This window comes from Streptomyces sp. NPDC001933 (assembly GCF_042890955.1).
Lineage (GTDB): Bacteria > Actinomycetota > Actinomycetes > Streptomycetales > Streptomycetaceae > Streptomyces.
Genome location: NZ_JBIASS010000008.1, coordinates 302,514 through 329,432 on the forward strand (window position 1 = coordinate 302,514; position 26,919 = coordinate 329,432).

Consider the following 26,919-nt stretch of genomic DNA (forward strand, 5'->3'; position numbering starts at 1 on the left):
ATACACCACATATGCCCCGTTTGCGCATTCCGCTTCCTGTGGTCATCGGGAGCGGAATGCGGCGTTCCATGGCCCATCTGGGGCGCGCTCTCTCCCCGCGCGGCGCACTCGCCCTGCACAAGGTGGACGGTGCCTTCTCCTTCGCCCTGCGTGCCGCACTGGCCATGGCGCTGCCGGCGCTCCCGATGGCACTCGCGGGACGGCCCGATCAGGCCGTCTACGCCATGCTGGGCTCCTTCACCACCACGTTCGGCCGCAACCTGCCCTACGGGCGTCGGGCCCGGGCCCTCGCACTGGTCGCGGTGGCCATGACCGCGTGCGTGGGCTGCGGTTCGGCGCTCGCCGCCTGGGCCCATCCGCGGGACGGGGGAGCGGGCGCCGCGGTGGTGGTCGCGGCCATGGCCGTGGTGGCCGGAGCCGCGAAGCTCGCCTGCGACGCGGCAGGTCTGAGCGGGCTGGGCGCCGTGCTGCTGCTCTTCTCCTTCGCCGTGGCGGCCAATGGCTCCCCGGCCTTCGCCGACGTCCTTCCGCAGACCGCGCTGGCCGCATCGGGCGCGGCCGTCGCCTGGGTGCTGGCCGTGGCGGGCTGGTTCGTGCACCCGGACCGTCCGCAGCGGCTCGCCGTCGCCGCGGCACTCCGCGAGCTCGCCGAGCTGGGCGAGGCGACCGAGGCGGGGTACGGCGGCGGTCCCGGCAGGCACCGGGCGACCGCTGCCGTGCTCCAGGCGTACCGGACCCTCGGCGTCCTGCCCCCGACGGCCGCCGCGCGGGGCACCCGGGGCGGCACCTGCCTGCGCCTCACCGACTTCTCCTGGTCGCTGCTCATCGGTTCCGCCCGCCGGCCGCACGGCGCCCCCGCCGGCCTGGAGCGGCATCTGCGCAGACAGGTCCGGCTGCTGGTGAGCCGTCGCCGCCGGGAACCGCGACTGCTGCCGGAGCTGTCGCTCCCGCCCGGGACCGTCCGGACCGGCCCGGACCCCGTGGCCGGTCCCGAGCCCGCTCCGGCCGCTCCGGCCGGCCGGCGCGCCGCCGAGCTGCGCGCCGCGGAACTGGTGACGGGTCGGCCCCACGGCCGCCACGGACCGGTCCTGCTCGTGCCCGCCCTGCGGATGACCCTCGGCACCGGCCTGGCGGGATGGACGGCCCTCCTGCTGGGCCTCGGCCACGGCTACTGGGCGGCGATCTCGGCCGCCGCGGTGCTGCACTCGGTCAACGTCCGTACGGCCGCCCGGCGGGCGGTGCAGCGCACCCTGGGCACGGTCGCCGGACTGCTGCTCGCGCTCGGCGTGCTCGCCGCACACCCCGATCCCCTGGTGCTCGTCCTCGTGATCGTTCTGCTGGAGTTCCTGCTGGAGTACGTCGTGGCCCGCAACTACGGCCTCGGCGTCGTCTTCCTCACCCCGCTGGCGCTGCTGATGGCCGACCTGGCCGGGCCCTCACCCGCCGGTGCCCTCGTCCTGGACCGGGCCCTGGGCAGCGTCATCGGCATCGTCATCGCGCTCGGCTGCGCCCTCCTGGTGGTCCATGACCACGCCGCGCTCCGGGCGGAACGGGCGCTGGCCGCGTGCACGCAGGCGTCCGAACACGCGGAGCACTCCCTGGACAACCGCCTGGAGGCGTCGTTCCCGGTCGTCCAGACCTACCTGGCGGCAGCGGTGGTGGAGCTGCGCGAGGCCGACGACGCCGCGGCGGGCGAGCTCTGGCCCGCCGAGATCGATCCCGCCGAACTCGCCGCCGCGGAACAGCGGGCCTACCTGCTCCTGGAACGGTTCGTCCGGTGGCGGTGACGCGCGGCGGCACCGTGCACAGACGGCTCAGGCAGCGGCGGGGCCGATGGTGACGTTGACGTGCTTCATGATCGGCTGGTCGCTCTGGGTGCTGTAGTCGCCGAGCGCGCACAGCACGTTCATCTCCGGCATGTAGCCGGCCGCGCAGCCCCGGGGGATGTCGTAGGGGATGGCGAGGTAGCCGTTGAGGGACCGCTGACTGCCGTCCCTGGCGGTGCTCGTGATGTCGACGGGGCCGAGGTCGGCGATGCCGCGTTCACGCATGTCGGCCCGGTTCATGAAGACGAGCGTGCGCAGGTTCTTGATGCCGCGGTAGCGGTCGTTGTCGGAGTAGATGGTGGTGTTCCACTGGTCGTGGGAGCGCATGGTGCCCAGGGCCAGCGTGCCGGGGGCGGGAACGACGTCGGGCAGGGCGGCGGTGGAGAACTCGGCGCGTCCGGACGGGGTCAGGAAGACCAGTTCACGGGCGGGCTGCTTGATCCGGAAGCCGAGCGGCAGGCGTACCCGGCGGTTGAAGTCCTCGAAGCCGTCGAGGGCCCTGGCCATGGTGTCGCGGATCCGGTCGTAGTCCTCGACGTACCAGTGCCAGGGCGTGTCGCTGTCGGGCAGCGCGGCCTGGGCCATGCCGGCGACGATGGCCGGCTCGGACAGCAGATGCGGGGAGGCCGGGCGCTTCATGCCGATGGACAGGTGGACCATGCTCATCGAGTCCTCGACGGACGTGCTCTGGACGCCCTTGCGCTGATGGTCCTTCTCGGTACGGCCGAGGCAAGGCAGGATCAGGGCCCGGCGGCCGTGGACGAGATGGCTGCGGTTGAGCTTGGTGCTCACCTGGACGGTGAGTTCGCAGGTGCGCAGCGCCGCGCACGTGGCCGGGGTGTCGGGCGCCGCGAGTGCGAAGTTGCCGCCCATGCCGACGAACACCTTCACGTCGCCGCGCCGCATCGCCTTGATCGTGTTCACGGTGTCCAGCCCGTGCTCACGGGGCGGATCGATCCCGCAGGCTTCGGCGAGGCGGTCCAGGAACGCGTCACCGGGCCGGTGGTCGATGCCACAGGTGCGGTTGCCCTGTACGTTGCTGTGCCCGCGTACGGGGGAGGGGCCGGCGCCCTCCCGCCCCAGGTTGCCGCGGAGCAGAAGCAGGTTGACGATCTCCCGGACGGTGTCGACGCCGTGCTCGTGCTGGGTGAGCCCCAGGCACCAGCTGACGATGGAGCGGTCGGCCTCGCCGTACACCCGCGCCGCCTTGAGGATGTCGGCGCGGCTCAGCCCGGACTGGGTCTCGATCTCCTCCCACGACGTGGCCTCGCACAGCGCCCGGTACTCCTCGAAGCCCGAGGTGTGCCGGTCGATGAACTCCCGGTCCAGCGCCCTGGGATCGGATTCGGACTGCTCCAGGACCGACTTGGCCATGCCGCGCAGCAGCGCCATGTCGCCGCCGATGCGCGGTTGCAGATTGAGGGTGCTGGTCCGGGTCGTCTTGAACAGGGCCATGTCCGTGAAGTCGTGGGGGACGATGGTGCGGGTGGCCGCCGCCTCGACGAGCGGGTTGACATGCACGATCTGTGCGCCTCGGCGGTGCGCCTCGGCGAGGGAGGTGAGCATCCGGGGCGCGTTGGAAGCGGCGTTGACCCCCAGGATGAACAGCGCGTCGGCGGACTCCCAGTCCTTGAGGTCGACGGTGCCCTTGCCGGTGCCCAGGGATGCCTGAAGGGCGCGGCCGCTGGCCTCGTGACACATGTTGGAGCAGTCCGGCAGGTTGTTCGTGCCCAGCTCACGGGCCATCAACTGGTAGAGGAACGTGGCCTCGTTGCCGAGCCGGCCGGAGGTGTAGAACGACGCCTGGTTCGGGTCGTCGAGCCCGCGCAGTGTGCTGCCGACCAGTTCGAAGGCGTCCTTCCAGCTGATCGGGACGTAGTGGTCCGACTCGGGGTCGTAGACCATCGGTTCGGTCAGCCGGCCCTGGTTCTCCAGGTCGTAGTCGCTCCACCCGGACAGCTCGGTCACCGAATGGGCGGCGAAGAACTCGCGCCCGACCCGCTTGCGGGTCATCTCCCAGGTGACGTGCTTGATCCCGTTCTCGCAGATGTCCAGGTGCAGGCCCTTGGTGTCGTCCGGCCATGCGCACCCGGGACAGTCGAAGCCGGTGTTCTCGTGGTTCATCCGCATGATGGCCCGCGGACCGTCGACGAGAGCACCCTCGCGCACCAGGAAATTGGTCACGCTCTTCGCCGCGCCCCAGCCCGCCGCGGGGTGGTGGTAGGGGCGGAACTCCGGATCGCCCCCGGGGGCGGGACCGACCGCGGGTTCCAGTGGCTGCTGCTCGTCGTGGTCGGTGCTCAAGGTCTTCAACCCTTCCGCCGTTCGGGCGAGGTGGGGGGCGATCCCGAGAGAAGTGCGATTTCGGGACGGGACGGATCCTTTCGGGCAGGCTATCGGCGCCCGTGCCGGGCTGCACCCCGGCGCGGGCGCCGATAGCGTGGAGCTACTTGTCCCGGCCGGGCACGGTGATCCACCGAGCCATCGAGGTGGTCACCCCTGATGTCCAGGAAGCATTGGCCGACGCTCTCCGCGGTGCCCCGGCTCGTCGCAGCGGTGATCACCGGCGCGGTGGTCGGCGTGGTCACCGCCGTGCCGGCCAACGGGCCGCTGGGCGTCCTCACCGGAATCGCCGCGGCGGAGACGCTCTTCGTGGTGACGGGGTGGATGGTGCTGTGGCCCATGGACGCGGCCACCACCCACCGCAACGTCCGGCGCGAGGAGTTCCGGCCCGTCCTGGAGGAGCTGGCCGTCGTCACGGCGTCCCTGTGCGGACTGGTCGGCATCGTGGTGCTGCTCCTGGTCGGCCATACGGACCTGAGCCACGCGGCGGCCGCGACGGCGCTCTGCGGTGTGTTCATGGCCTGGGCGTCGCTCCACCTGATGTACGCCACCCGTTACGCGTACCTCTACTACGTGTCGTCCGAGGGCGGGATCGACTTCAATTCGCAGGACCCGCCGAAGTACGTCGACTTCCTCTACTTCAGCTACAACCTCGGGATGACCTACCAGGTCTCCGACACCGGAGTATCCAGCTCCGCCATCCGGGCGGTCGTCCTGCGGCACTGCCTGCTGTCCTACGTGTTCGGCGCGAGCATCCTGGCCACCACGATCAACCTCGTCGCCGGAATCGTCACCGGCTGATCCGGTCGGTCCGGTTGGTCTGGCCGGTCCGGCCCGCTCCTCACGGCTCCGCGGGGGCGAAGGACAGCATGCGGGCCTCGTGGTCGCTGTCGGAGCCGTTCACGCCCGAAGGAGTGATGACGATCCGGCCGTTCACGTACGCCAGGTTCCCGGCGAACATCCTGGATTCCGTGGACCGGGCCGGTGCGGGGTGGCGCATCACCGTCCTCTCCGTTTCCGCGCTGCCCGGACCGATCCGCAGGACGCTTCCCGGCCGGGTCGCCGAGGCCGCCTCGTAGACGAACGCGGAGGTGCCGTCCGCTGCGCGCAGGGGGTAGAGGTTGCTGTCCGCGGACTTCACGCCCCAGACGAGTTTCCCCGTGCCCAGGTCGTAGCCGCCGACCCGGTCGGTGCCGCCCAGGAAGACGGTGTTCCTGCCGACGGCGGTCCCGGTGCAGGACTGGAGGCGGGTGTCCGAACTGTCCCTGTCGGCACAGAACTTGAACCCCTTGGGTCTGGCGTCGATGGTCGTACGGACTTTTCCTCCGGCCCCCAGGGAGACGACCCGCCAGTTGTCGGTGCGCTCCTCGTTGTGGAGGGTGGTGAGGACGACCGGGTCGGCGGAGAGCACCTTGCCGACCTTCCAGCCAGTCCGGGTCCGGTACCGCCAGAGAACCTTTCCGGTGCGCGGATCGATCTCCCGGAGCTGGCTGTAGCTCCGGGAGCGGTCGACGCTGATCGCGCAGTCGGAGCTCACCAGGAGACGACTGCCGCCCGCCACCCGGTCGGGGTAGCACTTCGCGGAGGTCTCCATGGGAATGTCGTAGAGCTCGGTCCCGTCCTCGACCCGGTACGCGGCGGCCCGCATGCTCTGGACGACCGCGAGCGTGTCACCACTGATGGCGCTGTGCACGATGATCGTGTCGTCCATGGACCCGGTCTCGGTGAGCACCTTGTGCCAGCCGGCCTTTCCGGTCCGCAGATCGATCATCTGGAGCTGGTTGCACCGGTTGCCGCTCCGGGCGTTGCTGCTCTTGTGGACCACGACGACCTTGCCGTCAGGGGTCGGGTCGGCCGGGGTCTCGCAGACCGGCGCGGGCAATGACACGCTCCACGCCTCGGAACCGTCCGACAGCCGGTAGGCGGTGACCTTCTTGTGCATGGCCTGGACGACGGTGTCGCCGACGGTCCACAGGTCGTAGAGCTTGATGTTGCGTCCGGGCAGGTCGGTCCGGTCGTCGACGATCCACCCCGTCGCGTCCTCCGGTCTGCGTCCCGCGTTGATCTCCTCCGTCGTCGGTATCCGCTTCCACCTGGGTGTGGGGGTCGCGGAGGCGCGGGGAGCGGTCCGCGTCGCGGAGGGGCCGGGAGACTTCTCCGCCACGGGTGCGGCGGTGCCGTCCTGTCGGCCGTTGTGCACGGCGTACACCACTGTGCCCGTCACCAGGAGCAGCAGAACGACGACCGTCGCGATCACCGGGCCCCTGCCGAAGCGTCCGCGCGGCGGCGGCCCCGGCGGGTCGTAGCCCTGCGAGGCATACGGGTTGCCGGGCACCGGCTGTTGCGGTGGGTGTGGCCGGTACCAGGGCTGGGGCTGGCGTGACATCGGTCTTCCTCTCCTGTCGCGCTCCCGTGATCCGCAGTCATTCAGCCATAGTTACCGTCCCGTAGTCACATGACCGGGGAATCCGGGACGAGTTCGCTCCGTGGCCGTCCAAGGGGCCGTTCGGCACGTGATACGAACGCGTCGCCATGACGACGGACCGGCCCCTATGCTCGGCAAGGATCGGAAGGCGGCCATGCACATGGACAGGGAAAGCAGCGGCATGACACACGCACACCGCCACAACACCCCTCGGCGCGCGGAGAAGTCGGCCGGTACGCCCGTCACCACCTCGGTCCGCACCACGCCGAGCACCCGGACCGAGGCACCGCCCATCGGACTGGCGGCGCTTCAGGCCGGAGCGGGCAACGCCATGGTCGTCCAGATGCTCCGTGCGGCCGGCCACCCCTGGGCCCAGGAGCCGCCCCAGTACACCGCCGAGGACGCCCACCGGCGTGCGGAGCAGCCTCAGCAGTCCGGTACGGCCGGAAGCCCCGCACGGCCCGTGGTGCAGCGGTCCACTGTCCACGACGTGCTGCGTACCTCGGGCCGGGCGCTGGACGAGGAGACCCGCACCGACATGGAGGCCCGCCTCGGTGCGGACTTCTCCGACGTCCGCGTCCACACCGACGCCGCGGCAAGGGCCTCCGCCGCCGAAGTCGGCGCCCACGCGTACACCAGCGGCAACCACATCGTGATCGGCACCGGCGGCGGCGACCGCCATACCCTCGCCCACGAACTCACCCACGTCATCCAGCAACGCCGAGGCGCCGTCGCGGGCACCGACCGGGGGGACGGCCTCAAGGTCAGCGACCCGTCCGACCGCTTCGAGCGCGAGGCCGAGGCGAGTGCCACGCGCGCCATGGGTCTCGGTACCACCCCGGCGGCACCGGTCCGGCGGACGGCCGGGCATCCGGCCCCCCGGACCGCGACGACGGCGGGGCCCGCGGCCGTGCAGCGCAAGGCGACGCTCGCCGCCCTCAACGCATCAGCGAGCACAGGGGCGTTCGGGCAGGGCCAGGTGGAGGAGGGCGGTGTCGGGACGGTGGCGCTCGTCCCCGCCTTGCTCAGCGACGACCTGGACCTCTTCGCGATCGCCGACACGTACACCACGGGATTCGACGAGGACACCTCGCCCGTGGACAGCTTCGCCCTGGTGATCGGGGCGAACTGCTGGCGCGCCCCGAAGACCGACCCGGAGACGCTGCTGAGGAACAGGATCAGCAATTTCACGAGCCGTTGGGACGCCGACCGGTTCCGGGTCGAGATCATCGGCTTCACCTGGTCCGACCACCGCGTCACCTCCACCGCCGGCATCAACCAGGCCACCATCCCCTACGGCGAGATAAGGGACCGGATCCAGCGCGACCCCAAGGTGGCCGAACTGGTGGAGGGCCTGAAGAACCGGGGCAGGGAACACGTCTACCTGCACATCGGCGACTCCGACACCCAGTCGTTCGCCACGGCGGCGGGACCGCTCTTCTCCGCGGCCGCCACGGTCCTCGGTACGGGTGAGACGGACCTCTTCAGCGGCGGCTACACGGCTCCCGAGAGCGCCAGGGCCACCGCCGACGGCATCCTGATCTGGCACGCCGGCCAGGTTGACCTGGCGGTCCGGGACGCCATGGCCGGGATGGACCCGAGTGCCGTGTACTACCCCGAGCCGAACACCTTCGTGAAGGTGAAGACGGATTGGGGCATGCACGGGCTGGAGGACGGCATCTCCTTCGGAACCGGCAAACTGGAGGGCAAGCAACTGGTGGAGTCACTGCGCTCCAAGCGCTCGGACGTGACGGCGGCCTTCGACTCCCGGTACGCGATCACCACAGACATGAGCCGGGTCGGCGAGAACGTCGGCGGGCACGAGCGCGGTGCGGCCGTCACCGATGCCACCCTCAAGAAGCTCTTCGATCTCGCCCAGAGCCACGCCAGGAAGCAGGAGTGGCAGGACCGCGTCGCCACGGCGTACGGACTGGACCCCCGGCAGAAGCTGGCCCTGGCCGACCTCGTCTACGGGAAGGTGACCGACGTGGGCGTGCTCAGACAGCTGGCCGCCATGAACCTCGGCGCCGACGATTCCAAGTACGCCAGCGGCCTCAAGAAGAAGATCAAGGAGAACGCGGAACTCAAGGGGCTCGGCGATCAGGTGGTGGACATGGCGGTCCGAAGCAGGATCACACTGCTCCATGCCATGACCCGGGCGTGGCGGTCGCTGACAGAGCGATCAACGGATCGAACCGGCTCCTAGGCGCTCTCGCCGCCCACCGACACCACGACTGCGGTCGTACGTCCCCCGGGCGCGTCATAGGTGACGGTCTCGCCGGCGTGACGGCCGAGCAGCGCGCTGCCGAGCGGGCTGTCCGAGGTGACCAGCGTCGGGTCCAGTTCCTCGGGGAACTCGCTGATCCGCATGGTCATCTCCGTGGCGTCCGCGAACCGCACCTTCACCGTGCTGCCCACGCCGACCGTTTCGGTGGAGGGCGGCCCCGCGACGTCCGCCTCGCGGAGCCGGCCTTCGATCTCGGCGATACGGGTGTCCAGACGGTCGAGATCCGTGCCGCGCTGCAACTCGTCGGCCTCGTCCGCCCGGTCGCCCACCTGCTCCCCGCCGCGCAGCGTGGCGGCGACGGTGGCGCGCTCTGTGCGCAGGTCGGCGAGCTCCTGTTCCAGGGCCCTGCGGGCGGCAGCGCTCATGGGTTCGGGTCCACCGTTCATTCCTGCTCCCGTCGCGCGGGCGGCGCGGTCCAGCACCGCAGGTCATCAGTGATATTCGTAACATATCAGGCATATCTCCATGCTGCGGTGGTAAGTCCCCACGCCGTGGAGGTGAGCCGGGAGCCGCCCGTCACTCACCCGATACGGCGGTGTCCCCCTCGAAGCGAGGAACGGATACCGGACTGCCCTTAGACTCCGCGAATGGCGAAGTACTTCGACGTGCACCCCGAGAATCCTCAGCGGCGCACCATCAGCAGCGTTGCCGACAGCATCCGGTCCGGTGCGCTCGTCGCGTACCCGACGGACTCCTGCTACGCACTGGGATGCCAACTGGGCAGCCGGGACGGGATCGGCAGGATCCGCTCGATCCGGAACCTCGACGACCGTCACCACTTCACGCTCGTCTGCCGGAACTTCGCCCAGCTGGGTCAGTTCGTGCAGGTCGACAACGATGTGTTCCGTGCGATCAAGGCGGCGACGCCCGGCAGCTACACCTTCATCCTCCCCGCCACGAAAGAGGTGCCGCGCCAGCTGCTGCACCCGAAGAAGAAGACGGTCGGCGTACGGATCCCCGACCATGTCGTCACTCAGGCGCTGCTCGCCGAACTCGGGGAACCGCTCCTGTCCAGCACCCTGCTCCTGCCCGACGAGGACGAGCCGTTGACACAGGGCTGGGAGATCAAGGAACGCCTCGATCACGTGGTGGACGCCGTGGTCGACTCGGGTGACTGCGGTACCGAGCCGACCACCGTCATCGACTTCTCCGGCGGCGAACCCGAGATCGTCCGCCGGGGCGCCGGTGACGTCACACGGTTCGAGTAGCCGCCCCGGCCGGACACCACGCCGCCTCCCCGGACGCCTCGTCGAAGCGCTTCAGCACCAGGCGCGCCACGTCGGGGTGCGCGCCGAGCGGGGCCGATACGAGGCAGCCGCCGGCTTCCTGCGCGCGGCGGGCGAAATGGCCCGGGGCCATCAGATGGCGGGCCACCGCCACCCGGCGGTGACCCGCGGCCCGCAGGGCCCGTACCGCCTCGGCCGGTGACGGCGCGTTCGCGCAGAGGCAGGCGGCGACCACCGGGCGACCGAGCCGCTCCCGGAGCAGGCCGGCCATCACCTCGGTGTCCGCACGGGCCGCCGGATCGGTGGACCCGGCTGCCGCCAGCACGACGGCGTCGGGCCCGGACGGTCCGTGGCGGCCCGCGCTCCGGCCCGCCTGCGAGAGTCGGTCGGCCTCCGCGAGCCGGTCGGCCAGGGCGGCGGCCAGCAACGGGTCCGGTCCGAGCGGCGCAGCCTGCCGGATGTCCGGATGGGGCGCGGCGGCCCGGACGGCGGGCAGGTCCACCGTCACGTGGTAGCCGGTGTTCAGCAGCAGCGGGACCAGTACCACCGGACCACGACGGGCGGCGAGCACCTGGGCCGGCGTCGGCAGGGCGAGGTCCAGGAAGGACAGCTCGGCCGTCAGACCGGGCCGCCGGGCACGTACCAGGTCGAGCAACGCCCGGTAGGCGGCGATGCCCGCCCGGTCACGGGTGCCGTGCGCCACTGCCAGCAGGGTCGGCGCCGCGGTCTCGTCCCTCATGCCGCCGCCGCCAGGCTGTAGCCGCGCTTGGGGACCGTACGCACCAGCCGGGCGTGTCCGTCCAGCGCCCCTCTCAGCCGGGCGACCGCCGCCTCCACCGCGTGCTCGTCGGCCTGGCCGGTGACCCAGACACGGCGCAGCAGTTCGGCCCGGCTGAGCACCCGCCCCGGCTGCTCGGCCAGCGCCCGCAGCACGGCCGCGAGCAACGGCGGAAGCCGCACCGGCGGGTCGTCGTCGATCAGTACGGCGTTGCCCTGGAGCACCAACGTGCTGGGTCCGGCGCGTACTTCACGCCTGGCGTGCGCCGGCAGTGCGGCCTCGACGGTCCGCACCATGGCGCCGAGCCGCCCCCTCTCGGGGAAAAGCACGGCGACTTCGGCCTCCTCCAGCCGCCTGCCGCAGACCGGCCCCACACAGACCGGCAGCACGTCCTCCCGCAGTGCGGTCAACACCTCGTCGCCGAGCCCGAGTCCGGCCGCGGCGGCGAGGAAGGCGTCGATCGCGGGCGCGCTGGTGAAGGTGAGCGCGTGCAGTTCACGACGGACCGTCTGCTCGACCATCCGGCGCAGCGGCGACGGATCGGCCGGCGGGCCCCAGCGATAGACCGGGATCGGGATCACCTCGGCGCCCCGCTCGCGCAGCGCGGCGGAGAAGGCGTCCAGCGGCACTCCGTGCTCCTGCACGGCGATCCGTCTGCCCGGCAGTTCGCGCGCCAGCAGCCAGGTCAGCAGTGCGTCGGTGGTCTCGGTCACGGGGGAGTAGGTCGCTCAGGCCCCCGGCGCGCACCGCACCGGTCGCCTTCGGGCCGCGGGTGAGCACCACGGCGTCCCGGCACACCTCGGCCAGCCGCGCGCCGTACCCCCAGCCGTCGGCCGCGCTCAGCCAGCCGCGCCAGCCGACCCCGGTGGTCGCCACCACATAGTCGAGCGGACCGGTCAGGCAGCGCGCGGTGGCCCGGCGCAGCGCCGCGTCGTCCTCCAGCGGGAGGATCCGCAGCGCGGGCGCCTCGACCACCGTGGCCCCGCGCCGGCGCAGCAGCGCGACGAGTTCCTCCCGCCGGCGCGCGGCGGTGACGCCGATGGTGAAGCCGACGAGCGGGCCCGCGGGCTGGGTGCTGTTCATGTCCTGAAGGTTCCGTCGGCGCTGTTTCGGTCACATTGCACCCGCATCACGCCGTCGTAAGCGGGAGGCCGCCGGACGTTACGCGAGGTTTCCGCCACGTCACCCCGGGCCCGGCGGCCGGTGAAGGAGCCGTACCCCGGACGCAACAGGGCCGACCCGGTCGCGAAACGGCGGACACCGACGCTCGGGGCATGACGACGACCGACACCCACTGCCCGTACTGCTCGTTGCAGTGCGGCATGCGCCTGCGGGCGGCGCAGGACGGCGGCGAGGCGCAGGTACTGGAGCGCCCCGACTTCCCCGTCAACCGCGGCGCGCTCTGCGGAAAGGGCCGGTCGGCCACCGCGGTGCTCGGCGCCGGGGTCCGGCTGACCGCGCCGCTGGTACGTGACGGGCGGGGCGGCGAGCTGCGCGAGGCCTCCTGGGGCGAGGCCCTCGACCGGGTGGCCTCCGGACTGGCGGCGGCGGGCCTGCGCCACGGGCGGGACGCGGTCGCGGTCTTCGGCGGCGGCGGACTCACCAACGAGAAGGCCTACCTGCTCGGCAAGTTCGCCCGGGTGGTGCTCCGTACCCCGAACATCGACTACAACGGCCGGTTCTGCATGTCCTCGGCGGCCGCCGCGCACCGGATCGCCTTCGGACTGGACCGCGGACTGCCCTTCCCACTGGCCGACATCGCCACGACGGGCTGCGTGATCCTGGTCGGCGCGAACCCGGCCGACACCATGCCACCCGCCCTGCGCCACTTCAGCGAACTCCGCGCCAACGGCGGCACCCTGATCGTGGTGGATCCGCGCCGCACCCGTACCGCCGAACAGGCCGACCTGCATCTGCAACCCGTCCCCGGCACCGATCTGGCGCTCGCGCTCGGCCTGCTGCACCTGGCGGTCGCCGACCGCAGGGTGGACGAGGCTTTCGTCGCCGAGCGCACCACCGGCTTCGAGGCGGCCCGCACCGCGGCGATGGCGCACTGGCCGGAGCGGGTGGAAGCCATCACCGGCGTACCGGTGCACCAACTCCGCGAGGCCCTGAGGCTCTTCGCCGACGCCGCCACCGGCATGGTGCTCACCGCGCGCGGTTCCGAGCAGCACAGCAAGGGGACGGACACCGTCGGCGCCTGGATCAACCTCTGCCTGGCGCTCGGCAAGGCCGGCCGGCCCGGCTCCGGCTACGGCTGCCTGACCGGGCAGGGCAACGGACAGGGCGGGCGGGAGCACGGCCAGAAGGCCGACCAGCTGCCCGGCTACCGCTCGATCGCGGACCCCGCAGCCCGCGCGCACATCGCGGACGTCTGGGGAGTGGACCCCGACGACCTGCCGGGCGCGGGCCGCTCGGCCTATGAACTGCTGGACGGCCTGGGCACGGCCGGCGGCGCGCGGGCACTGCTGGTGATGGGCTCCAACCCGGTGGTCTCCGCGCCGAACGCCGCCCACGTCACCGAGCGCCTCCGGGCCCTGGACTTCCTCGCGGTCAGCGACCTGGTGCTCTCCGAGACCGCGCACCTCGCCGACGTGGTGCTGCCCGCGGCGCAGTGGGCGGAGGAGACCGGCACGACCACCAACCTGGAGGGCCGGGTGATCCTGCGCCGGGCGGCGCTGACCCCGCCGCCGGGCGTCCGCACCGACCTGCACGTACTGCGCGAACTGGCTGCCCGGCTCGGCGTGGCGGACGGCTTCCCCGAGCAGGCCGAGGAGGCCTTCGAGGAGCTCCGCCGCGCCTCGGCCGGCGGCCCGGCCGACTACGCCGGGATCAGCTACCCGCGGATCCGGACCGAGAACGGGGTCTTCTGGCCCTGCCCCGACGAGGAGCACCCCGGCACGCCCCGGCTGTTCCTGGACCGCTTCGCCACCCCGGACGGCCGGGCCCGCTTCGCCCTCGTCACCCACCGCCCGGCCGCCGAGGAACCCGACCGGGAATACCCGCTCCACCTCACGACCGGGCGGGTCCTCTCCCAGTACCAGAGCGGCGCCCAGACCCGCCGGGTGCCCGAGCTGAACCGGGCCGCGCCCGGCCCGTTCGTGGAGCTCCACCCGCAGCTGGCGGCGCGGCTCGGCGTGTCCGAAGGGGAACCGCTCAGGGTCACCAGCCGGCGGGGCCGTGCGGTCGCCCCCGCCCGGGTGACCGCGGCGATCCGGCCCGACACCGTCTTCATGCCGTTCCACTGGGCGGGCGCCGGGCGGGCCAACACGCTCACCAACCCGGTCCTCGACCCGGTATCCAAAATGCCCGAGTTCAAGGTCTGTGCCGTGCGGGTGGAGCGGGTCCGATGAGCCGCCGGATCGCGGTGGCCGGCGCCGGGATGGCGGCCGCCAGGTTCGCGCAGCAGTACCGGGCGCACGGCGGCGACGCGGAAGTGGTGCTCTACGGGGCCGAGCCGCGCGGCCCGTACAACCGGGTGCTGCTGGCCGATGTGCTGACCGGGCGTCACGACCCGGAGGCGATAGCGCTGCCGCACGGTGCCGGAACGATCGTGCGCAGCGGCTGCGAAGTGGTCGGCCTGGACCCGGTGGAACGCCGGCTGCGGCTGTCCGGGGGCGAATCGGCCGGCTATGACGAACTGGTCCTGGCCACCGGCGCCAACCCCGTACTGCCGCCCCTGCGCGGCCTGCACGAACCGGGCCGGCACAAGGACGGGCAACGGTACGGGCACAAGGGCGGGCTGAAGGAAGGAGTGCACGCCTTCCGTACCCTGGCCGACTGCGCCCGCCTCGCCGAGGAGGCCGCCGGAGCCGAACGCGCCGTAGTGATCGGCGGCGGGGTGCTCGGGGTGAGCGCCGCCCGCGCACTGGCCGCGCTCGGCCTTCCGGTGGAGATCGTCCACCAGGCGCCGTACCTGATCGAGCGCCACCTCGACGAGCGGGCCGGGGACGCACTGCGCGGCCACCTCGCCGCGCTCGGCGTGGAGACCTACCCGGGCAACCGGGCCCGTGCCCTGCGCGGAGGAGCGCGCGTCACCGGGGTCGAACTGGCCGGCGGCCACCTGCTGGAAGCGGACCTGGTGGTGCTCGCCTGCGGGGTCCGCCCGCGCACCGGCCTGGCCGAGGCAGCCGGGATCACGGTGCGCAAGGGTGTGGTGGTGGACGACCGGCTGGCGGCCTCCGTGCCCGGGGTGTACGCGATCGGCGACTGCGCCGAGCACCGGGGCACCGTCCACGGACTGGCCGGCCCCGCCTGGGAGCAGGCCGATCTGCTCGCGGCCCGGCTGGCGGGCGTGGGCGGGGACGTCCGATACACCGGCTCGCGCCCTATGACCCGGCTCACCGCGGGGGCCCTGGAGTACGCGGCCTTCGGTGAGGTGGGCGAGGACGTCCCCGGCACCGATGTGCTGCGCCTGTCCGACCCCACCCGTGGCTCGTACAAGAAACTCGTGCTCCGCGGCGACCGGCTCGTCGGCGGCATCCTGCTCGGCGATCTGGCCGCGGCCGGAGATCTGGCCCGCGCCTACGAGCGCGACGATCCGCTGCCCGAGGACCCCCTCGACCTGCTCACCACCACCCGATGACCCTCCGTGACGTCACCCGAGGAGACCGTCCGTGATCGAGAAATCCCTGGTCCTGGTCGGCCACGGCATGGTCGGACAGCGCTTCCTGGAAGCCCTGTTCGAGCAGCCGACGACCGCCGAGCATCCTGCCGACGGGCAGGCACACCGCTGGCGGGTCACCGTGCTCGCCGAGGAACCCCGCCCCGCCTATGACCGCGTGCATCTGACCAGCTGGTTCTCCGGCACATCGGCGGAGGAACTGACCCTGTGTCCCCCCGGGTTCATCGAGCGGCACGGCATCGAACTGCGCCTGGCCGACCCGGCCACCGGGATCGACCGAGGGGCCCGCACCGTCACCACCCGCAGCGGCGACGTACTGCGCTACGACGCCCTGGTGCTGGCCACCGGCTCCTACCCGTTCGTGCCGCCGGTGCCCGGCCATGACGCCGCGGGCTGCCATGTCTACCGGACCATCGAGGACCTGGAGGCGATCACCGCGAGCGCCGGCCGGGCCGCGGCCGGCGCGGTGGTCGGCGGCGGGCTCCTCGGCCTGGAGGCGGCCGGGGCGCTGCGGGCCATGGGCCTGGAGGCCCATGTGGTGGAGTTCGCACCCCGGCTGATGGCCCTCCAGGTGGACGACGGCGGCGGCGCGGTGCTCCGGCGCAAGATCGAGGAGCTCGGCGTCCATGTCCACACCGGGGCCGGCACGCAGCGGATCGACACCGACGAGCACGGCCGGGCCCGCACCATGGCGCTCTCCGACGGCACCGACCTCGCCGTCGACCTGGTGGTCTTCTCGGCCGGTGTGCGCCCGCGCGACCAGCTGGCCCGCGACTGCGGGCTGCCGGTGGGCGAACGCGGCGGCATCGTTGTGGACGAGCACTGCCGCACTGCCGACCCGCACATCTGGGCGATCGGTGAGTGCGCACTCGCCGCCGACGGCCGGGTCTACGGACTGGTCGCCCCCGGCTACGCGATGGCCGAAACGGCGGCCCGTGAACTCACCGGCACCGCCGCCGAGTTCACCGGGGCCGACACCTCCACCAAGCTCAAGCTGCTCGGTGTGGACGTGGCCAGTTTCGGCGACGCGCTGGGCACCACCGAAGGCGCTCTGGAAGTGCTCTATGCCAACAGCAGGGCCGGAATCTACAAGAAGCTGGTCGTCGGCCCGGACGGCCGGCTGCTCGGCGGAGTGCTGGTCGGCGACGCCGACTCGTACGCCACGCTCCGCCCGCTCGCCGCGAGCCGCTCCCGACTACCGGCCCCGGCGGAACAGCTGCTGCTTCCGGCCGCCTCGGACGGCCGGGGGAGCGGCCCGCTGGTGCTGCCGGACGAGGCGGTGGTCTGCTCTTGCCACAACGTCAGCAAGGGGGTCGTCCGGGCGGCCGTGTCGGAACAGGGTATGCGTACCGTCCCCGAGGTCAAGAAGTGCACCAAGGCCGGTACGGGATGCGGCAGTTGCGTCAAACTGCTGGGCTCCATCGTGGCCGACGAGCTGGCGGCGGGCGGGCACGAGGTGGCCCGGGGCCTGTGCGAGCACTTCACCCATACCCGCGCGGAGCTCTACGAGATCGTCCGCGTCAAGGGCATCACCGGCTTCTCCCGGCTCATCGACGAACACGGCAACGGCGAGGGCTGCGACATCTGCAAACCCACTGTCGCCTCCATCCTGGCCGCCCTCGGCAACGGCCACGTCCTGGACGGCGAACAGGCCGCCCTCCAGGACACCAACGACCACTTCCTGGCCAATCTCCAGCGCAACGGCTCCTACTCCGTCGTGCCCCGGATCCCCGGCGGCGAGATCACCGCCGAAGGGCTCATCACCATCGGCGAGATCGCCCGCGACCACGGCCTCTACACCAAGATCACCGGCGGCCAGCGGATCGATCTGTTCGGCGCCACCGTCGACCAGCTGCCGGGGATCTGGCGCCGCCTGGTGGACGCCGGATTCGAGTCCGGCCACGCCTACGGAAAGGCCCTGCGCACGGTCAAGTCCTGTGTCGGGCAGGCCTGGTGCCGCTACGGCGTACAGGACTCGGTGGCCCTGGCAATCGAACTGGAACTGCGCTACCGGGGCCTGCGGGCACCGCACAAAATCAAGTCCGCGGTGTCCGGCTGCGCCCGGGAGTGCGCGGAGGCGCAGAGCAAGGACTTCGGGGTGATCGCCACGTCGGAGGGGTGGAACCTCTACGTCGGCGGCAACGGCGGAACGACCCCGCGCCACGCCGATCTGCTGGCGGCCGGCCTGGACCACGACACCCTGATCCGCACCATCGACCGGTTCCTGATGTTCTACATCCGCACCGCCGACCGCCTGGAGCGCACCGCCCCCTGGCTGGAACGCCTGGAGGGCGGCCTGGACCACCTGCGCGCCGTCGTCCTGGACGACTCGCTCGGCATCTGCGCGGACCTCGACGAACTGATGGCACGGCACGTCGAGACGTACGAGGACGAGTGGGCGGCGACCCTGGCCGACCCCGAGCGGGTACGCCGCTTCGTCTCCTTCGCCAACGCCCCGGGAACACCCGACCCCACCGTGCGCTTCGTCCGTGAACGCGACGGGATCCGCCCGGCCCGCCCCGACGAGGACGGGTTCCCCCTCACTCCGGCCCTGATCGCAGGCCCGGCCCTGGAGGTACGCACACGATGAACGCGACCATCCCCGACGCGACCACCATCCCCGAAGCGAACCCCGAACCCGTGGTGGAGATCGACGACGGGCGGGCCTGGACGCCGGTATGCCGGTACCGGGATCTGGACCCGGGACGCGGGATCGCGGTGCTGGTCGGCCCGCGGGGCGACCAGGTCGCGCTCTTCCGCGAGCGCGGCGGCACGGTGCACGCGCTGGCCAACCGCGACCCGTTCAGCGGCGCCCACGTCATCTCCCGGGGGCTGCTCGGTAGCCGGCTAGGGGTGCCGGTGGTGATCTCGCCGATGCTCAAGCACGCCTTCGAACTGCGCACCGGACGCTCGCTGGACGAGGCGCACACCCCCGACGGCACCCCCGCCGACCTGCGCGTCTGGCCCGTGCGCGTGGTCGCGCCCACCCCTGCGGAGGTGAGCCGATGAGCACCACCACCGCAGCCGTCACCACCGGCCGCACCGGCTCCCGGCGGATCGAGGACTGGGATCCCGAGGACAACGAATTCTGGACCCTGGCAGGCGCCCGGATCGCCCGGCGCAACCTGGCCTACTCGGTCCTGAGCGAACACATCGGCTTCTCCGTCTGGAGCCTGTGGTCGGTGCTGGTGCTCTTCCTCGGCCCGGAGTACCACATCGACGCGGCCGGGAAGTTCACCCTCACCGCCCTGCCCACCGCACTCGGCTCGGTGCTGCGGATTCCGTACACCGTCGCCGTGGCACGGTTCGGCGGCCGCAACTGGACGGTGTTCAGCGCCCTGTTGCTGCTCGTGCCGACCGTCCTGGCCGGGATCGTGCTCAAGCCCGGGGTCTCGTACGGCACACTGCTCGTGGTGGCCGCCGTGGCCGGGGTCGGCGGCGGCAACTTCGCCTCCTCGATGGCCAACATCAACGCCTTCTACCCGCAGCGGCTCAAGGGCTGGGCGCTGGGGGTGAACGCCGGCGGCGGCAATCTCGGCGTGCCGGCCGTACAGCTGCTCGGCCTTCTGGTGCTGGCCACCGCGGGCGCCGGCCACCCACGGCTGCTGATCCTCGTCTACCTGCCGCTGATCGTGCTGGCGGCGCTCGGCGCGGCGCTTCGGATGGACAACCTCGCCACCGCACGCGGCGAGCGCGGCGCCATCCGCGAGGTGCTGGGGAACACGCACGGCCGGGTGATGTCGCTGCTCTACATCGGTACCTTCGGCTCGTTCATCGGCTTCGGCTTCGCCTTCGGACAGGTCCTCCAGGTCCAGTTCCACCAGCAGTTCGACACCCCGGCGAAGGCGGCGGCCCTCACCTTCCTCGGGCCGCTGCTCGGCTCGCTCTCCCGCCCGCTGGGCGGTCTCCTGGCGGACCGGTACGGCGGCGCCCGGGTCACCTTCTGGACCTTCGCCGCCATGGCACTGGGCGCGGGCGCGGTGCTGGAGGCGTCACGGCAGCACTCCCTGGCGCTGTTCCTGGGCGGGTTCGTCGCGCTCTTCGTCCTCAGCGGGGCGGGGAACGGCTCGACGTACAAGATGATCCCGGCGATCTTCCGCGCAACGGCACGGGAGGAGGTCGCGCAGGGCGCCCCGCCGGCCGAGGCCGAGCGACGCTCCCTACGCCGGACCACGGCCCTGATCGGAGTGGCGGGGGCCATCGGTGCCTTCGGCGGAGTGCTGGTCAACCTGGCCTTCCGGCAGTCCTTCCTGGAGACGGGGAACGGGCAGGCGGCGTACGTGGCGTTCCTCGGGTACTACGGTCTGTGCCTGGTGGTGACCTGGGCCTGCTATCTGCGCCGGTCCGAGGGCCGGCTGCCCGGCGTGTGACCGCGGCCGCGCCGCCTGGGCGACGCGGCCGCGGGGCCTGGGCGCATACTGGGATGAGCCGCACGATTGGAGGGCGCCATGATCGTCCTCGGTGTCATTCTGCTGCTCATCGGCCTGGTGGCCGGAATCTCGATCCTGTGGACCATCGGGATCGTGCTCGTCGTGATCGGCGCCGTCCTGTGGATCCTGGGCGCCGTCGGACACGCGGTGGGCGGCCGGCGCCACTACTGGTAGCACTGCCGTGGCGACCGCCCGGGGAACTGGTCACAGCCCCGGCGCTGCCGGCTCCGTACGGACCGGGCGCGTGCTCAGGCCCGGAAGGCCGCGGCGAACACGGCCGGCATCCGTGCCCAGGACGGCCGCTGCGCCAGCCGGGTGAGCCGGCGGCCCGTCAGAGCGGCGCTGCGCGCGGTGACGAACCACGGCGGCTTCGGGAACAGCGCGAACTCGCCGCCCGCGACCGACCTCGGGAAGGGCCGGAACGGCCCCCGGACGACGGTGCGTTCCGGTGCGTCGATCAGCAGGGCGTTGTGCACGACGCCGATCCCGCTCCCGGCCTCCGTGACGGTGTGGCCGGGGAAGGCGCCCCACGGCGCCGTCGCGGTGAGGAAGCCGAGCGCCGTCCAGGCGTTGACGGCGACCGTCCCGTACCGCAGCTCCGCCACCGCACGGTCGAACGACCGGCCCAGGCGCTTCAAGGTGACCGGGTCGATCACGATGTTCGCCCCGAGCGTGCCGAACAGGTCCCGGTTGGCCCGCTCGACGGCCCGGTCCAGGAATTCGGAACCCAGGCCGGGGAGTGAGAGGACACCGAGTACGGGCGCGAAGTACTCGGTCGTCTCCACCTCTGCCGGGCTCCCGTCGCCGCCGACCTCGACCAGCAGACGCGATCCCTCCACGCCCTGCCACTCGGCCCCCGGATGGCTGCGCGCCGCGTCGGCCAGCCGGTCCGCGCTGCCCGGATACCAGGCGGGCCGGGCCGGGGCAGTCCGCAGGGCGTCCCGGAGATGCCCGAGGAAGGCCTCACGCTGCGGCCAGTCGCCGCTGACCACGACCACTTGCGAGGCGATGCAGTTGTGGCCGCTGTTGTGCAGCCGCTGGGTCACGATGTGTTCGGCCTGGTAGCGGAGATCGGCAGCGCTCCACGTGCCCGGGACCACGATCACCGGGGAGACGCCGCCGAGTTCGCTCGTCATGGGCTTGTCGAGCAGCGGGGTGCCGGCGGCCTTGCGGGCCCGGCCCTCCTCGCCCGGTCCGAAGGCGACGACGTCATGGGTGGCGAGAGCGCCGGTGATGTGGACGTGCGCGACGTCCGGATGGTGTGCGAGGTAGCCGCCGACGTCGCTCCCGCCGGTGACGATGCGCAGGACGCCGTGGTCGACGAGCGGTGCGAGCGCGCGCCGGAAGACCGGTTCGAGCTCGCCCAGCACCGGATTGAGCTTCAGCACGACGACCCGGTTGTGCGCGACCAGTTCGTACAGCACGTCGAGCGGTGCGATGGAGGTGATGTTGCCGGCGCCGAGGACGAGACCGATGCCCGAAGTGCGCTCCGGGTGCAGCGCTCCGAGGCCCGCCCGGCGCCGCACGGTGTCCGCGTCGACCCGGGGCGGCATCCACACCTCGGCGCTGAAGCCGTTCATGAGCAGCCGGTCCCGCACGGTGAGCGGCAGGACCGGCACACTCACCCGGCCGCCCGGTGCCTGCCCGAACTTCGCACCGTCGAGCGGGCCGTGACCCGACGCGATGGTCCGGAGCGTGCGGGCGAGCGCGTCCAGGGAGGTCAGCAGCGCGTACGGACCGGAGAGCCACTCCTCACCGACGAGCGGCGAGTCGTCCGGCAGCAGCTTGATCCGGCTCGCCACCCGAACCCAGTTCTCGGCCTCGGCGCAGACCGCCGCATGGACCCGGGTCAGCAGGGCGCCCCGCTCGGCCAGGGACGTCGCCGCCCAACGCCGTTCACCCTCCGCGAGTTCGGCCAGCATCGTGTCGAGGCCGGGTACGTCCCCGGCCGTCGTCCCGGTGCTGTCCTCGGATGCTGCGGCAGTCATGGTGCTCTCCCTCGGTCGCGACCGCACGGACGGGCGCCGTGCTGCGGAGTTGGTCCGTGGCACAAGGTTCTCCGGACCACACCAAGATGACGGAGATCCGAACGCCCCGCCATGGGCGGGCACCGCAAGATCCACCGAACTGCACTGTGCGGCCGCACAATTCGACCGTGGGCGGGGCGGGTACGGTGGCGGCATGAGCGACACCACGGGCTGCGGCCCCGTCTTCGCCGGGATCCTCGCCTCCGTCGGCGAACTCACCGACGTGACCGTCCAGAAGATCGCCGCGGACGAGTCCTGCTACACCGGGAGCCCGCTCCCGCCCGCCCTCCTCCGCGACCTCGTCCACGCCAACATCGAGGCCCTCCTGCACAAGGAGACCGGCGGCCCCGACGTCTGCGAGGAGACGGCCCGGCGGGCCGGGCGGATCAAGGCCGAGCACGGCGTCCCGCTCCCGGCGCTGCTGCACGCCTTCCGGCTCGGTGGCATGGAGATCTGGGAGCGGGCGATCGCCCGCGCCACGGCCGGCGAGCAGGCCGACGCGCTGCTGCGCCGCTCCACCCACTTCTGGGCCGTCCTGGACCGCTGCTCCACGGCCGCGACAGAGGCGTACCGCGAGGTCGCCGACGACCGGGAACGGCAGGAGCAGGTGGCGCGACGGGTCACACTGCTCCGTGTCTTCGAGGGGTCCGACGACGTCCGGTTCGGCAGCGCCGCGGGCGTCCAACGAGCCCTGGGCCTGCCGGAACGGGCCTCGTTCCACGTCGTGGCCGGCGAGCTCGGGCGCGACGGCGAGGACCCGCTCCCCGGAGTCGCCGCCCGGCTGGCCGACGTGGACGTGGCGTCCGTGTGGACCACCGAACTGGGCGAGCGGCTGGGCCTGGTCGCCCCGGCCGGCGAGGCCGGGGCCGCCGCGGTGCTCAGGACCGTGCGGCAGGCGGCGACCGCCCGGGTGGGCGTGAGCCGGCCGTTCACCACGCTCGCCGCGGCGCCGGAGGCGGTGCGCCAGGCACGGATCGCCCTGGAGTGCGTGGCCCCGGCGGGGACCGGCGTCCACTGCTACGGCAGCGCCCCGATCGACGCCCTCGTCGCGGCCCACGCCGAGTCCGCGGCCGAGCTCGGCGAGAACGTGCTCGGGCCGCTGCTCTCCGGCGACGGCGGCGACGCGGCCCTGCTCGACACCCTGGACGCGTGGTTCGCCGCGGACGGCTCGACCGCCGAGGCGGCACGCCGGCTCCACTGCCACCGCAACACGGTGCTGTACCGGATCGCCCGCATCACGGAGCTGACGGGCCGCGCTCCGACCCGCCCGGTCGACGCCGCCGAGCTCTATGTCGCCCTGCGGGCGCGGCGACTCTCCGGCGACACCCGGTAGCTCTCCGCGGTGCACGGCCCGGCTGCAGTCGCGGACCGGGCCCGGCGAACCGCCCGACCGGCCCCGCATGTTCGGGATACCATTTCCGGCGGGTGATCACCCTGCCCTTCGTCGACCCGCTCCCGTGGGAGGACCGGCCGGTCCGCGGACCGGGGCGGGGCGCCGGACGAGGAGGGGTGCGTTGTCAAAGAAAGAGCCGGTGGAGGCATCGGCACGGTTCGAAGTCGGAGTCACCGCGTTCCTCAGCGGGATCCTGCTGGTCGCGGTGTTGCTGACACTCGCGGCCAGGGTGCCCCAACTGCTCAGGTACAGCGGCGTGAACATGCCGGGTTAGGCCGGGGCGGGCCGGACGGCCCTGCGGCACCGGCGTACGTGAACGGCCGCGGCACCGGCGTACGGGAATGACTTCGTGGCACCGGCGTACGGCAACGGCCGCGGCGGAACGTGTCCACCGCGGCCGTACCGGTCGTCACCGACCTCGAACAGACCTGGATCGACCCTGGATCGGCCCTGGATCAGACCTGGAGTTCGCCGTCCCGGACCACCACGCGCCCACCGGCCACCACCAGTTGCCGGCGCGGCGCGCGGACCAGGGCGTCCTGGACGTTCTCGGCGTCCACCAGCACGATGTCCGCACGCGCCCCCGCGACGATGTCGTGGGCGTCGCGGTGCACGAAGCCCGCCGCGCGCGTGGTGGCCAGCTCCACCGCGTAGGCGAGCTCCTCGTCGGTGCGCAGACCGTGCAGCCGGGCGAAGTTGAGCGCGACGCGAAGGATGTCGCCGTCCCCGTACGGCGACCACAGGTCCCGGATCCCGTCGGTGCCGAGGCCGATCGCGACACCGCGGTCCCGCATTCCGCGCCAGGGCAGCGGGGCGGTGCGGACCGGGGCCACGGTCGCCCAGGAGACACCGGCCTCCTCGCAGGCTTCGAGCACCCGCTGCTGCCGGTCCGCCGGGAGCTCGCCCAGGGCGAAGCCGTGTGAGACCGTCACCTTGTTCTGCAGCCCTGCGCGCAGGGTGCGCTGGGCGATGAGCTCGATCTGGAAGGCGCCGAGCTCACCTCCGTCGTGCAGGTGGATGTCGAGCCCGACGCAGCGTCGCTCCGCGATGTCGAAGAGGCCGTCGAGCTGTGCCACCGGGTCGCGGTCGATCGAAGCGGGGTCGAGGCCGCCGATGGAGGTGGCCCCGGCCTCGGCCGCCTTGTCGAGGAGTGCCAGCACGCCGGGACGGCGCATCACGCCGTCCTGCGGGAACGCGACGATCTCCACCTCGATCGCGCCACCGAATCCGGCCACCGCCTCGCGGACGACCTCGATCCCGCGCAGTCCGACACCTAGGTCGACGTCCACGTGGCTGCGTACCGCCGTCGTGCCGTGCCGGAGGAACTCGCCCAGCACGGCGGTGGTCGAGGACGTGCTCGGGATACCGAGTCCGTCACGCTCCGCGCGTTCGTGGGAGATGCGCCCCTGGGTCGTGGCCTCGCCGCCGTAGGAGACCCACGGCTTTCCCCACCAGCTCTTGTCGAGGTGGGCGTGCGCGTTGATGAAGCCGGGCAGGGCGAGAAGGCCGCCGCCGTCCAGGCGCTCGCCCTCGCCGCCCGCCGTTCCGGCGGGTACCACGGAGAGGATCTCGGCGCCGGACAGCACGATGTCCACGGGCGCCGAACCCCAGGGGCGGACGTTCGTCAGTATCACATGAGCCATGAAGTGATGGTATACCAAAAGTGTTCGGGTCAGCCGGCTGATCGGTGGGGAGCGGTGTCGCGCCGGCCCGCGAAGGCGAGCGGCAGTGTGGCGAGGCAGAGCACGGCTGTGGCCAGGAACGCCAGGGAGAACGAGGCCCCCGTCGCCAGGTAGCCGACGAGGAGAGCTCCCAATCCGGTACCGCCGTCGAACCCGATGTTCCACACGGCGCTCGCGACGCCGCTGGACCGGCTGTCGACGGCGGCGAAGGCGTCGACCAGGGTCAGGTTCTGGAGCCCGCCGTAGCTGACCCCGACCAGTGCCATCCCGGCGAGCAGCGGCACCAGGGCGGTCGCCTCCGGCGTGGCCACCGCCCAGGCCGTCAGGGCGAGTCCGGCCGCCGTGACGATCACGAGCGGCCAGCGGAACGGTTCCGTCCCGTACCGGTCGGCCAGTGCGCCGAACCGCCAGCGCGAGACGGCCGCCGTCCCCGTCAGGAGCAGCAGCCCGGCCATCGTCGCGGTGGAGTCGCCGCTCATCTGCGGGGCGAAGGTGATCAGGGCGCCGCCGGCCGTGGTGACGCCGAGCAGGAGCAGCATCGGCCGCAGCAGCGGAAGGTAAACGGCACGCCTGTCCGGCACGGCGTCCCGGTCGGGCGCGCTCTCGGCCCCGGCCGGGCGTCCGTCCAGCCGGCGGGCCAGCCGGAGCGCGGGCGCCACGCCGAGCAGGGGCAGCGCGCCGATGGCGAACACGACCCAGAAACCCAGGTTCTGCGCGGCCCACGGCGCGGTCGACACCAGGATGAACTGGGGCCCCGCGATCGCCAGACCGTACGCGCCGATCGCCTGCCCGCGCCGCGCGGGCTCGACGAGTTCGGCGACGGCACCGGCGCCGCAGACCGTGAGCACCCCGAACCCGAGTCCGCGCACCGCGGCGAGCGCGAGCACCACGCCGAGCTGCGCGGTCAGCAGGTGCAGGAGCGCGGGAACGCCGAGCAGGACCATCCCGCAGGCCAGGGTGGTGCGCCAGCCGACGCGGCGTATCACCGTCGGGACCAGGGTCTGGGCGAGCACGGTGCAGAGCATCAGGACCGCGTTGACCGAACCGGCGCCGGCGGCATCGGCCCCGCCGTGCACGGCCCAGAGCGGCGCGGTGGGCAGCAGCACCGCGAACCCCGAGAATCCCGTCGCCGTCATGAGTAGCAGCGCGGGCATGCCCGGTGCGTTCCAGACAGTTTCCCGGGCGGTGCTTTCCGCCGGAGCGTCCCTCACTGGCTCGTGCCTCCGTGGCGCCGTCGACGGACCGGCTGCCACGGCCGGCCGGCATGCGAAGGAAGGCGGCAACAGGGCCGCCCACGTGACATAAATGGTATACCGAAGTTCGCTCGGCTGTTAGCCTGGTGCCATGAGCACAGTGAACGATCCGCAGTCTGTCACAGCGGAAGACCGCGAGTTCCTCCGTCGTTGCGTCGATCTCGCACGTGAGGCCCTCACGGCCGGTGACGAGCCGTTCGGCTCGCTCCTCGTGGACGAGCACGGCACGGTCCGGTTCGAGGACCGCAACCGGGTCCAGGGCGGCGACGCGACCCGCCACCCGGAGTTCGAGATCGCGCGCTGGGCGGCCGAGAACCTGTCGCCGCAGGAGCGGAGCGCCAGCGTTGTCTACACGTCCGGCGAGCACTGCCCGATGTGCAGCGCGGCCCACGCCTGGGTCGGCCTCGGCCGCATCGTGTACGCGTCGGGCTGCGACCAACTCGTGGAGTGGCGCCGGAGTTGGGGCTTCGACGCGGGGCCGGTCGCGGCCCTTCCCATCAACGCCGTCGCGCCGGGCATTCCGGTGGCGGGCCCCGATCCGTCGCTCGCCGACGAGGTCCGCGCCCTGCACGCCCGGATGCTGGGCGTGGCCACCGACGGCTGAGGGTCTTCCCGGTTTCCCGGG

20 protein-coding genes and 1 pseudogene are annotated in these 26,919 nt (G+C 72.4%); 13 read left to right on the forward strand and 8 right to left on the reverse strand.

Going from position 1 to position 26,919, the window contains the following annotated elements; all coding sequences use genetic code 11:
* Positions 1-56 precede the first annotated feature (56 nt).
* The gene (locus tag ACFYY7_RS21775) at positions 57-1,787 is read left to right on the forward strand and encodes an FUSC family protein (RefSeq protein WP_388663628.1); all 1,731 of its coding nucleotides are present in this window, start codon (positions 57-59) and stop codon (positions 1,785-1,787) included.
* A gap of 27 nt (positions 1,788-1,814) precedes the next feature.
* Here ACFYY7_RS21775 and ACFYY7_RS21780 read toward each other — a convergent pair whose 3' ends face one another.
* Positions 1,815-4,130: an FdhF/YdeP family oxidoreductase gene (locus ACFYY7_RS21780; RefSeq protein WP_388663629.1), complete on the reverse strand. Its 2,316-nt coding sequence runs from the start codon at positions 4,128-4,130 to the stop codon at positions 1,815-1,817.
* A 198-nt stretch (positions 4,131-4,328) separates the two neighbouring features.
* Between ACFYY7_RS21780 and ACFYY7_RS21785 the strand changes: the two genes are divergently transcribed.
* Positions 4,329-4,970: a DUF1345 domain-containing protein gene (locus ACFYY7_RS21785; protein WP_388663631.1), complete on the forward strand. Its 642-nt coding sequence runs from the start codon at positions 4,329-4,331 to the stop codon at positions 4,968-4,970.
* Positions 4,971-5,010: 40 nt separating this feature from the next.
* Here ACFYY7_RS21785 and ACFYY7_RS21790 read toward each other — a convergent pair whose 3' ends face one another.
* Positions 5,011-6,555 carry a PQQ-binding-like beta-propeller repeat protein gene (locus ACFYY7_RS21790; RefSeq protein WP_388663632.1) on the reverse strand — a complete coding sequence of 515 codons (1,545 nt, stop codon included), beginning with the start codon at positions 6,553-6,555 and terminating at the stop codon, positions 5,011-5,013.
* 220 nt (positions 6,556-6,775) lie between these two features.
* On the opposite strand from ACFYY7_RS21790, the gene ACFYY7_RS21795 reads away from it, so the two are divergent.
* On the forward strand, positions 6,776-8,800 hold the full coding sequence (locus tag ACFYY7_RS21795; protein ID WP_388663633.1) for a DUF4157 domain-containing protein: 2,025 nt from the start codon (positions 6,776-6,778) through the stop codon (positions 8,798-8,800).
* On the opposite strand, the gene ACFYY7_RS21800 is transcribed toward ACFYY7_RS21795, so the two are convergent.
* Positions 8,797-9,267 (reverse strand): GreA/GreB family elongation factor, encoded by a 471-nt coding sequence (locus tag ACFYY7_RS21800; protein WP_388663635.1) that lies wholly within the window; start codon positions 9,265-9,267, stop codon positions 8,797-8,799. The two genes, ACFYY7_RS21795 and ACFYY7_RS21800, sit on opposite strands and share 4 nt — an antisense overlap.
* A gap of 201 nt (positions 9,268-9,468) precedes the next feature.
* Between ACFYY7_RS21800 and ACFYY7_RS21805 the strand changes: the two genes are divergently transcribed.
* Positions 9,469-10,089 (forward strand): L-threonylcarbamoyladenylate synthase, encoded by a 621-nt coding sequence (locus ACFYY7_RS21805; RefSeq protein WP_266735141.1) that lies wholly within the window; start codon positions 9,469-9,471, stop codon positions 10,087-10,089.
* On the opposite strand, the gene ACFYY7_RS21810 is transcribed toward ACFYY7_RS21805, so the two are convergent.
* Together ACFYY7_RS21810 and ACFYY7_RS21815 are read right to left on the reverse strand one after the other, a co-directional pair.
* The gene (locus ACFYY7_RS21810) at positions 10,073-10,846 is read right to left on the reverse strand and encodes a sirohydrochlorin chelatase (protein ID WP_388663637.1); all 774 of its coding nucleotides are present in this window, start codon (positions 10,844-10,846) and stop codon (positions 10,073-10,075) included. The genes ACFYY7_RS21805 and ACFYY7_RS21810 overlap by 17 nt on opposite strands.
* Positions 10,843-11,968: pseudogene (locus ACFYY7_RS21815) on the reverse strand (uroporphyrinogen-III synthase). Before ACFYY7_RS21815 ends, ACFYY7_RS21810 begins: the two are co-directional and overlap by 4 nt.
* A gap of 191 nt (positions 11,969-12,159) precedes the next feature.
* On the opposite strand from ACFYY7_RS21815, the gene ACFYY7_RS21820 reads away from it, so the two are divergent.
* From ACFYY7_RS21820 to ACFYY7_RS21845, 6 genes are all read left to right on the forward strand, one after another.
* On the forward strand, positions 12,160-14,238 hold the full coding sequence (locus ACFYY7_RS21820) for a molybdopterin oxidoreductase family protein (RefSeq protein WP_388663638.1): 2,079 nt from the start codon (positions 12,160-12,162) through the stop codon (positions 14,236-14,238).
* A complete protein-coding gene (locus ACFYY7_RS21825; RefSeq protein ID WP_388663639.1) occupies positions 14,235-15,470 on the forward strand; it encodes an NAD(P)/FAD-dependent oxidoreductase in 1,236 nt (411 codons plus the stop codon). Before ACFYY7_RS21820 ends, ACFYY7_RS21825 begins: the two co-directional genes overlap by 4 nt.
* Positions 15,471-15,501: 31 nt before the next feature.
* Positions 15,502-18,099 carry a nitrite reductase large subunit NirB gene (gene nirB, locus ACFYY7_RS21830; protein ID WP_388663641.1) on the forward strand — a complete coding sequence of 866 codons (2,598 nt, stop codon included), beginning with the start codon at positions 15,502-15,504 and terminating at the stop codon, positions 18,097-18,099.
* The gene (locus ACFYY7_RS21835) at positions 18,096-18,518 is read left to right on the forward strand and encodes a nitrite reductase (NAD(P)H) small subunit (protein WP_388663643.1); all 423 of its coding nucleotides are present in this window, start codon (positions 18,096-18,098) and stop codon (positions 18,516-18,518) included. Before nirB ends, ACFYY7_RS21835 begins: the two co-directional genes overlap by 4 nt.
* Positions 18,515-19,879, forward strand: coding sequence for a nitrate/nitrite transporter (locus tag ACFYY7_RS21840; RefSeq protein ID WP_388663644.1), 1,365 nt, complete (start codon positions 18,515-18,517; stop codon positions 19,877-19,879). Before ACFYY7_RS21835 ends, ACFYY7_RS21840 begins: the two co-directional genes overlap by 4 nt.
* Before the next feature lie 78 nt (positions 19,880-19,957).
* On the forward strand, positions 19,958-20,113 hold the full coding sequence (locus ACFYY7_RS21845; RefSeq protein ID WP_266735132.1) for a DUF6131 family protein: 156 nt from the start codon (positions 19,958-19,960) through the stop codon (positions 20,111-20,113).
* A gap of 74 nt (positions 20,114-20,187) precedes the next feature.
* Here ACFYY7_RS21845 and ACFYY7_RS21850 read toward each other — a convergent pair whose 3' ends face one another.
* Entirely contained in the window at positions 20,188-21,927 is a 1,740-nt protein-coding gene (locus ACFYY7_RS21850; RefSeq protein ID WP_388663646.1) for an aldehyde dehydrogenase family protein, read from the reverse strand.
* Positions 21,928-22,120: 193 nt separating this feature from the next.
* Between ACFYY7_RS21850 and ACFYY7_RS21855 the strand changes: the two genes are divergently transcribed.
* Both ACFYY7_RS21855 and ACFYY7_RS21860 read left to right on the forward strand, forming a co-directional pair.
* Entirely contained in the window at positions 22,121-23,299 is a 1,179-nt protein-coding gene (locus ACFYY7_RS21855) for a PucR family transcriptional regulator (RefSeq protein ID WP_388663648.1), read from the forward strand.
* Between the two features lie 181 nt (positions 23,300-23,480).
* Complete coding sequence (locus ACFYY7_RS21860; RefSeq protein ID WP_388663649.1) at positions 23,481-23,633, forward strand: hypothetical protein; 153 nt, start codon at positions 23,481-23,483, stop codon at positions 23,631-23,633.
* A gap of 181 nt (positions 23,634-23,814) precedes the next feature.
* Here the strand turns inward: ACFYY7_RS21860 and ACFYY7_RS21865 are convergent, their stop codons facing one another.
* A complete protein-coding gene (locus ACFYY7_RS21865; RefSeq protein ID WP_388663651.1) occupies positions 23,815-25,002 on the reverse strand; it encodes an amidohydrolase in 1,188 nt (395 codons plus the stop codon).
* A 29-nt stretch (positions 25,003-25,031) separates the two neighbouring features.
* Positions 25,032-26,195 (reverse strand): MFS transporter, encoded by a 1,164-nt coding sequence (locus tag ACFYY7_RS21870; RefSeq protein ID WP_388663653.1) that lies wholly within the window; start codon positions 26,193-26,195, stop codon positions 25,032-25,034.
* Between the two features lie 190 nt (positions 26,196-26,385).
* On the opposite strand from ACFYY7_RS21870, the gene ACFYY7_RS21875 reads away from it, so the two are divergent.
* The gene (locus ACFYY7_RS21875) at positions 26,386-26,898 is read left to right on the forward strand and encodes a nucleoside deaminase (protein WP_388663655.1); all 513 of its coding nucleotides are present in this window, start codon (positions 26,386-26,388) and stop codon (positions 26,896-26,898) included.
* Positions 26,899-26,919: the final 21 nt, after the last annotated feature.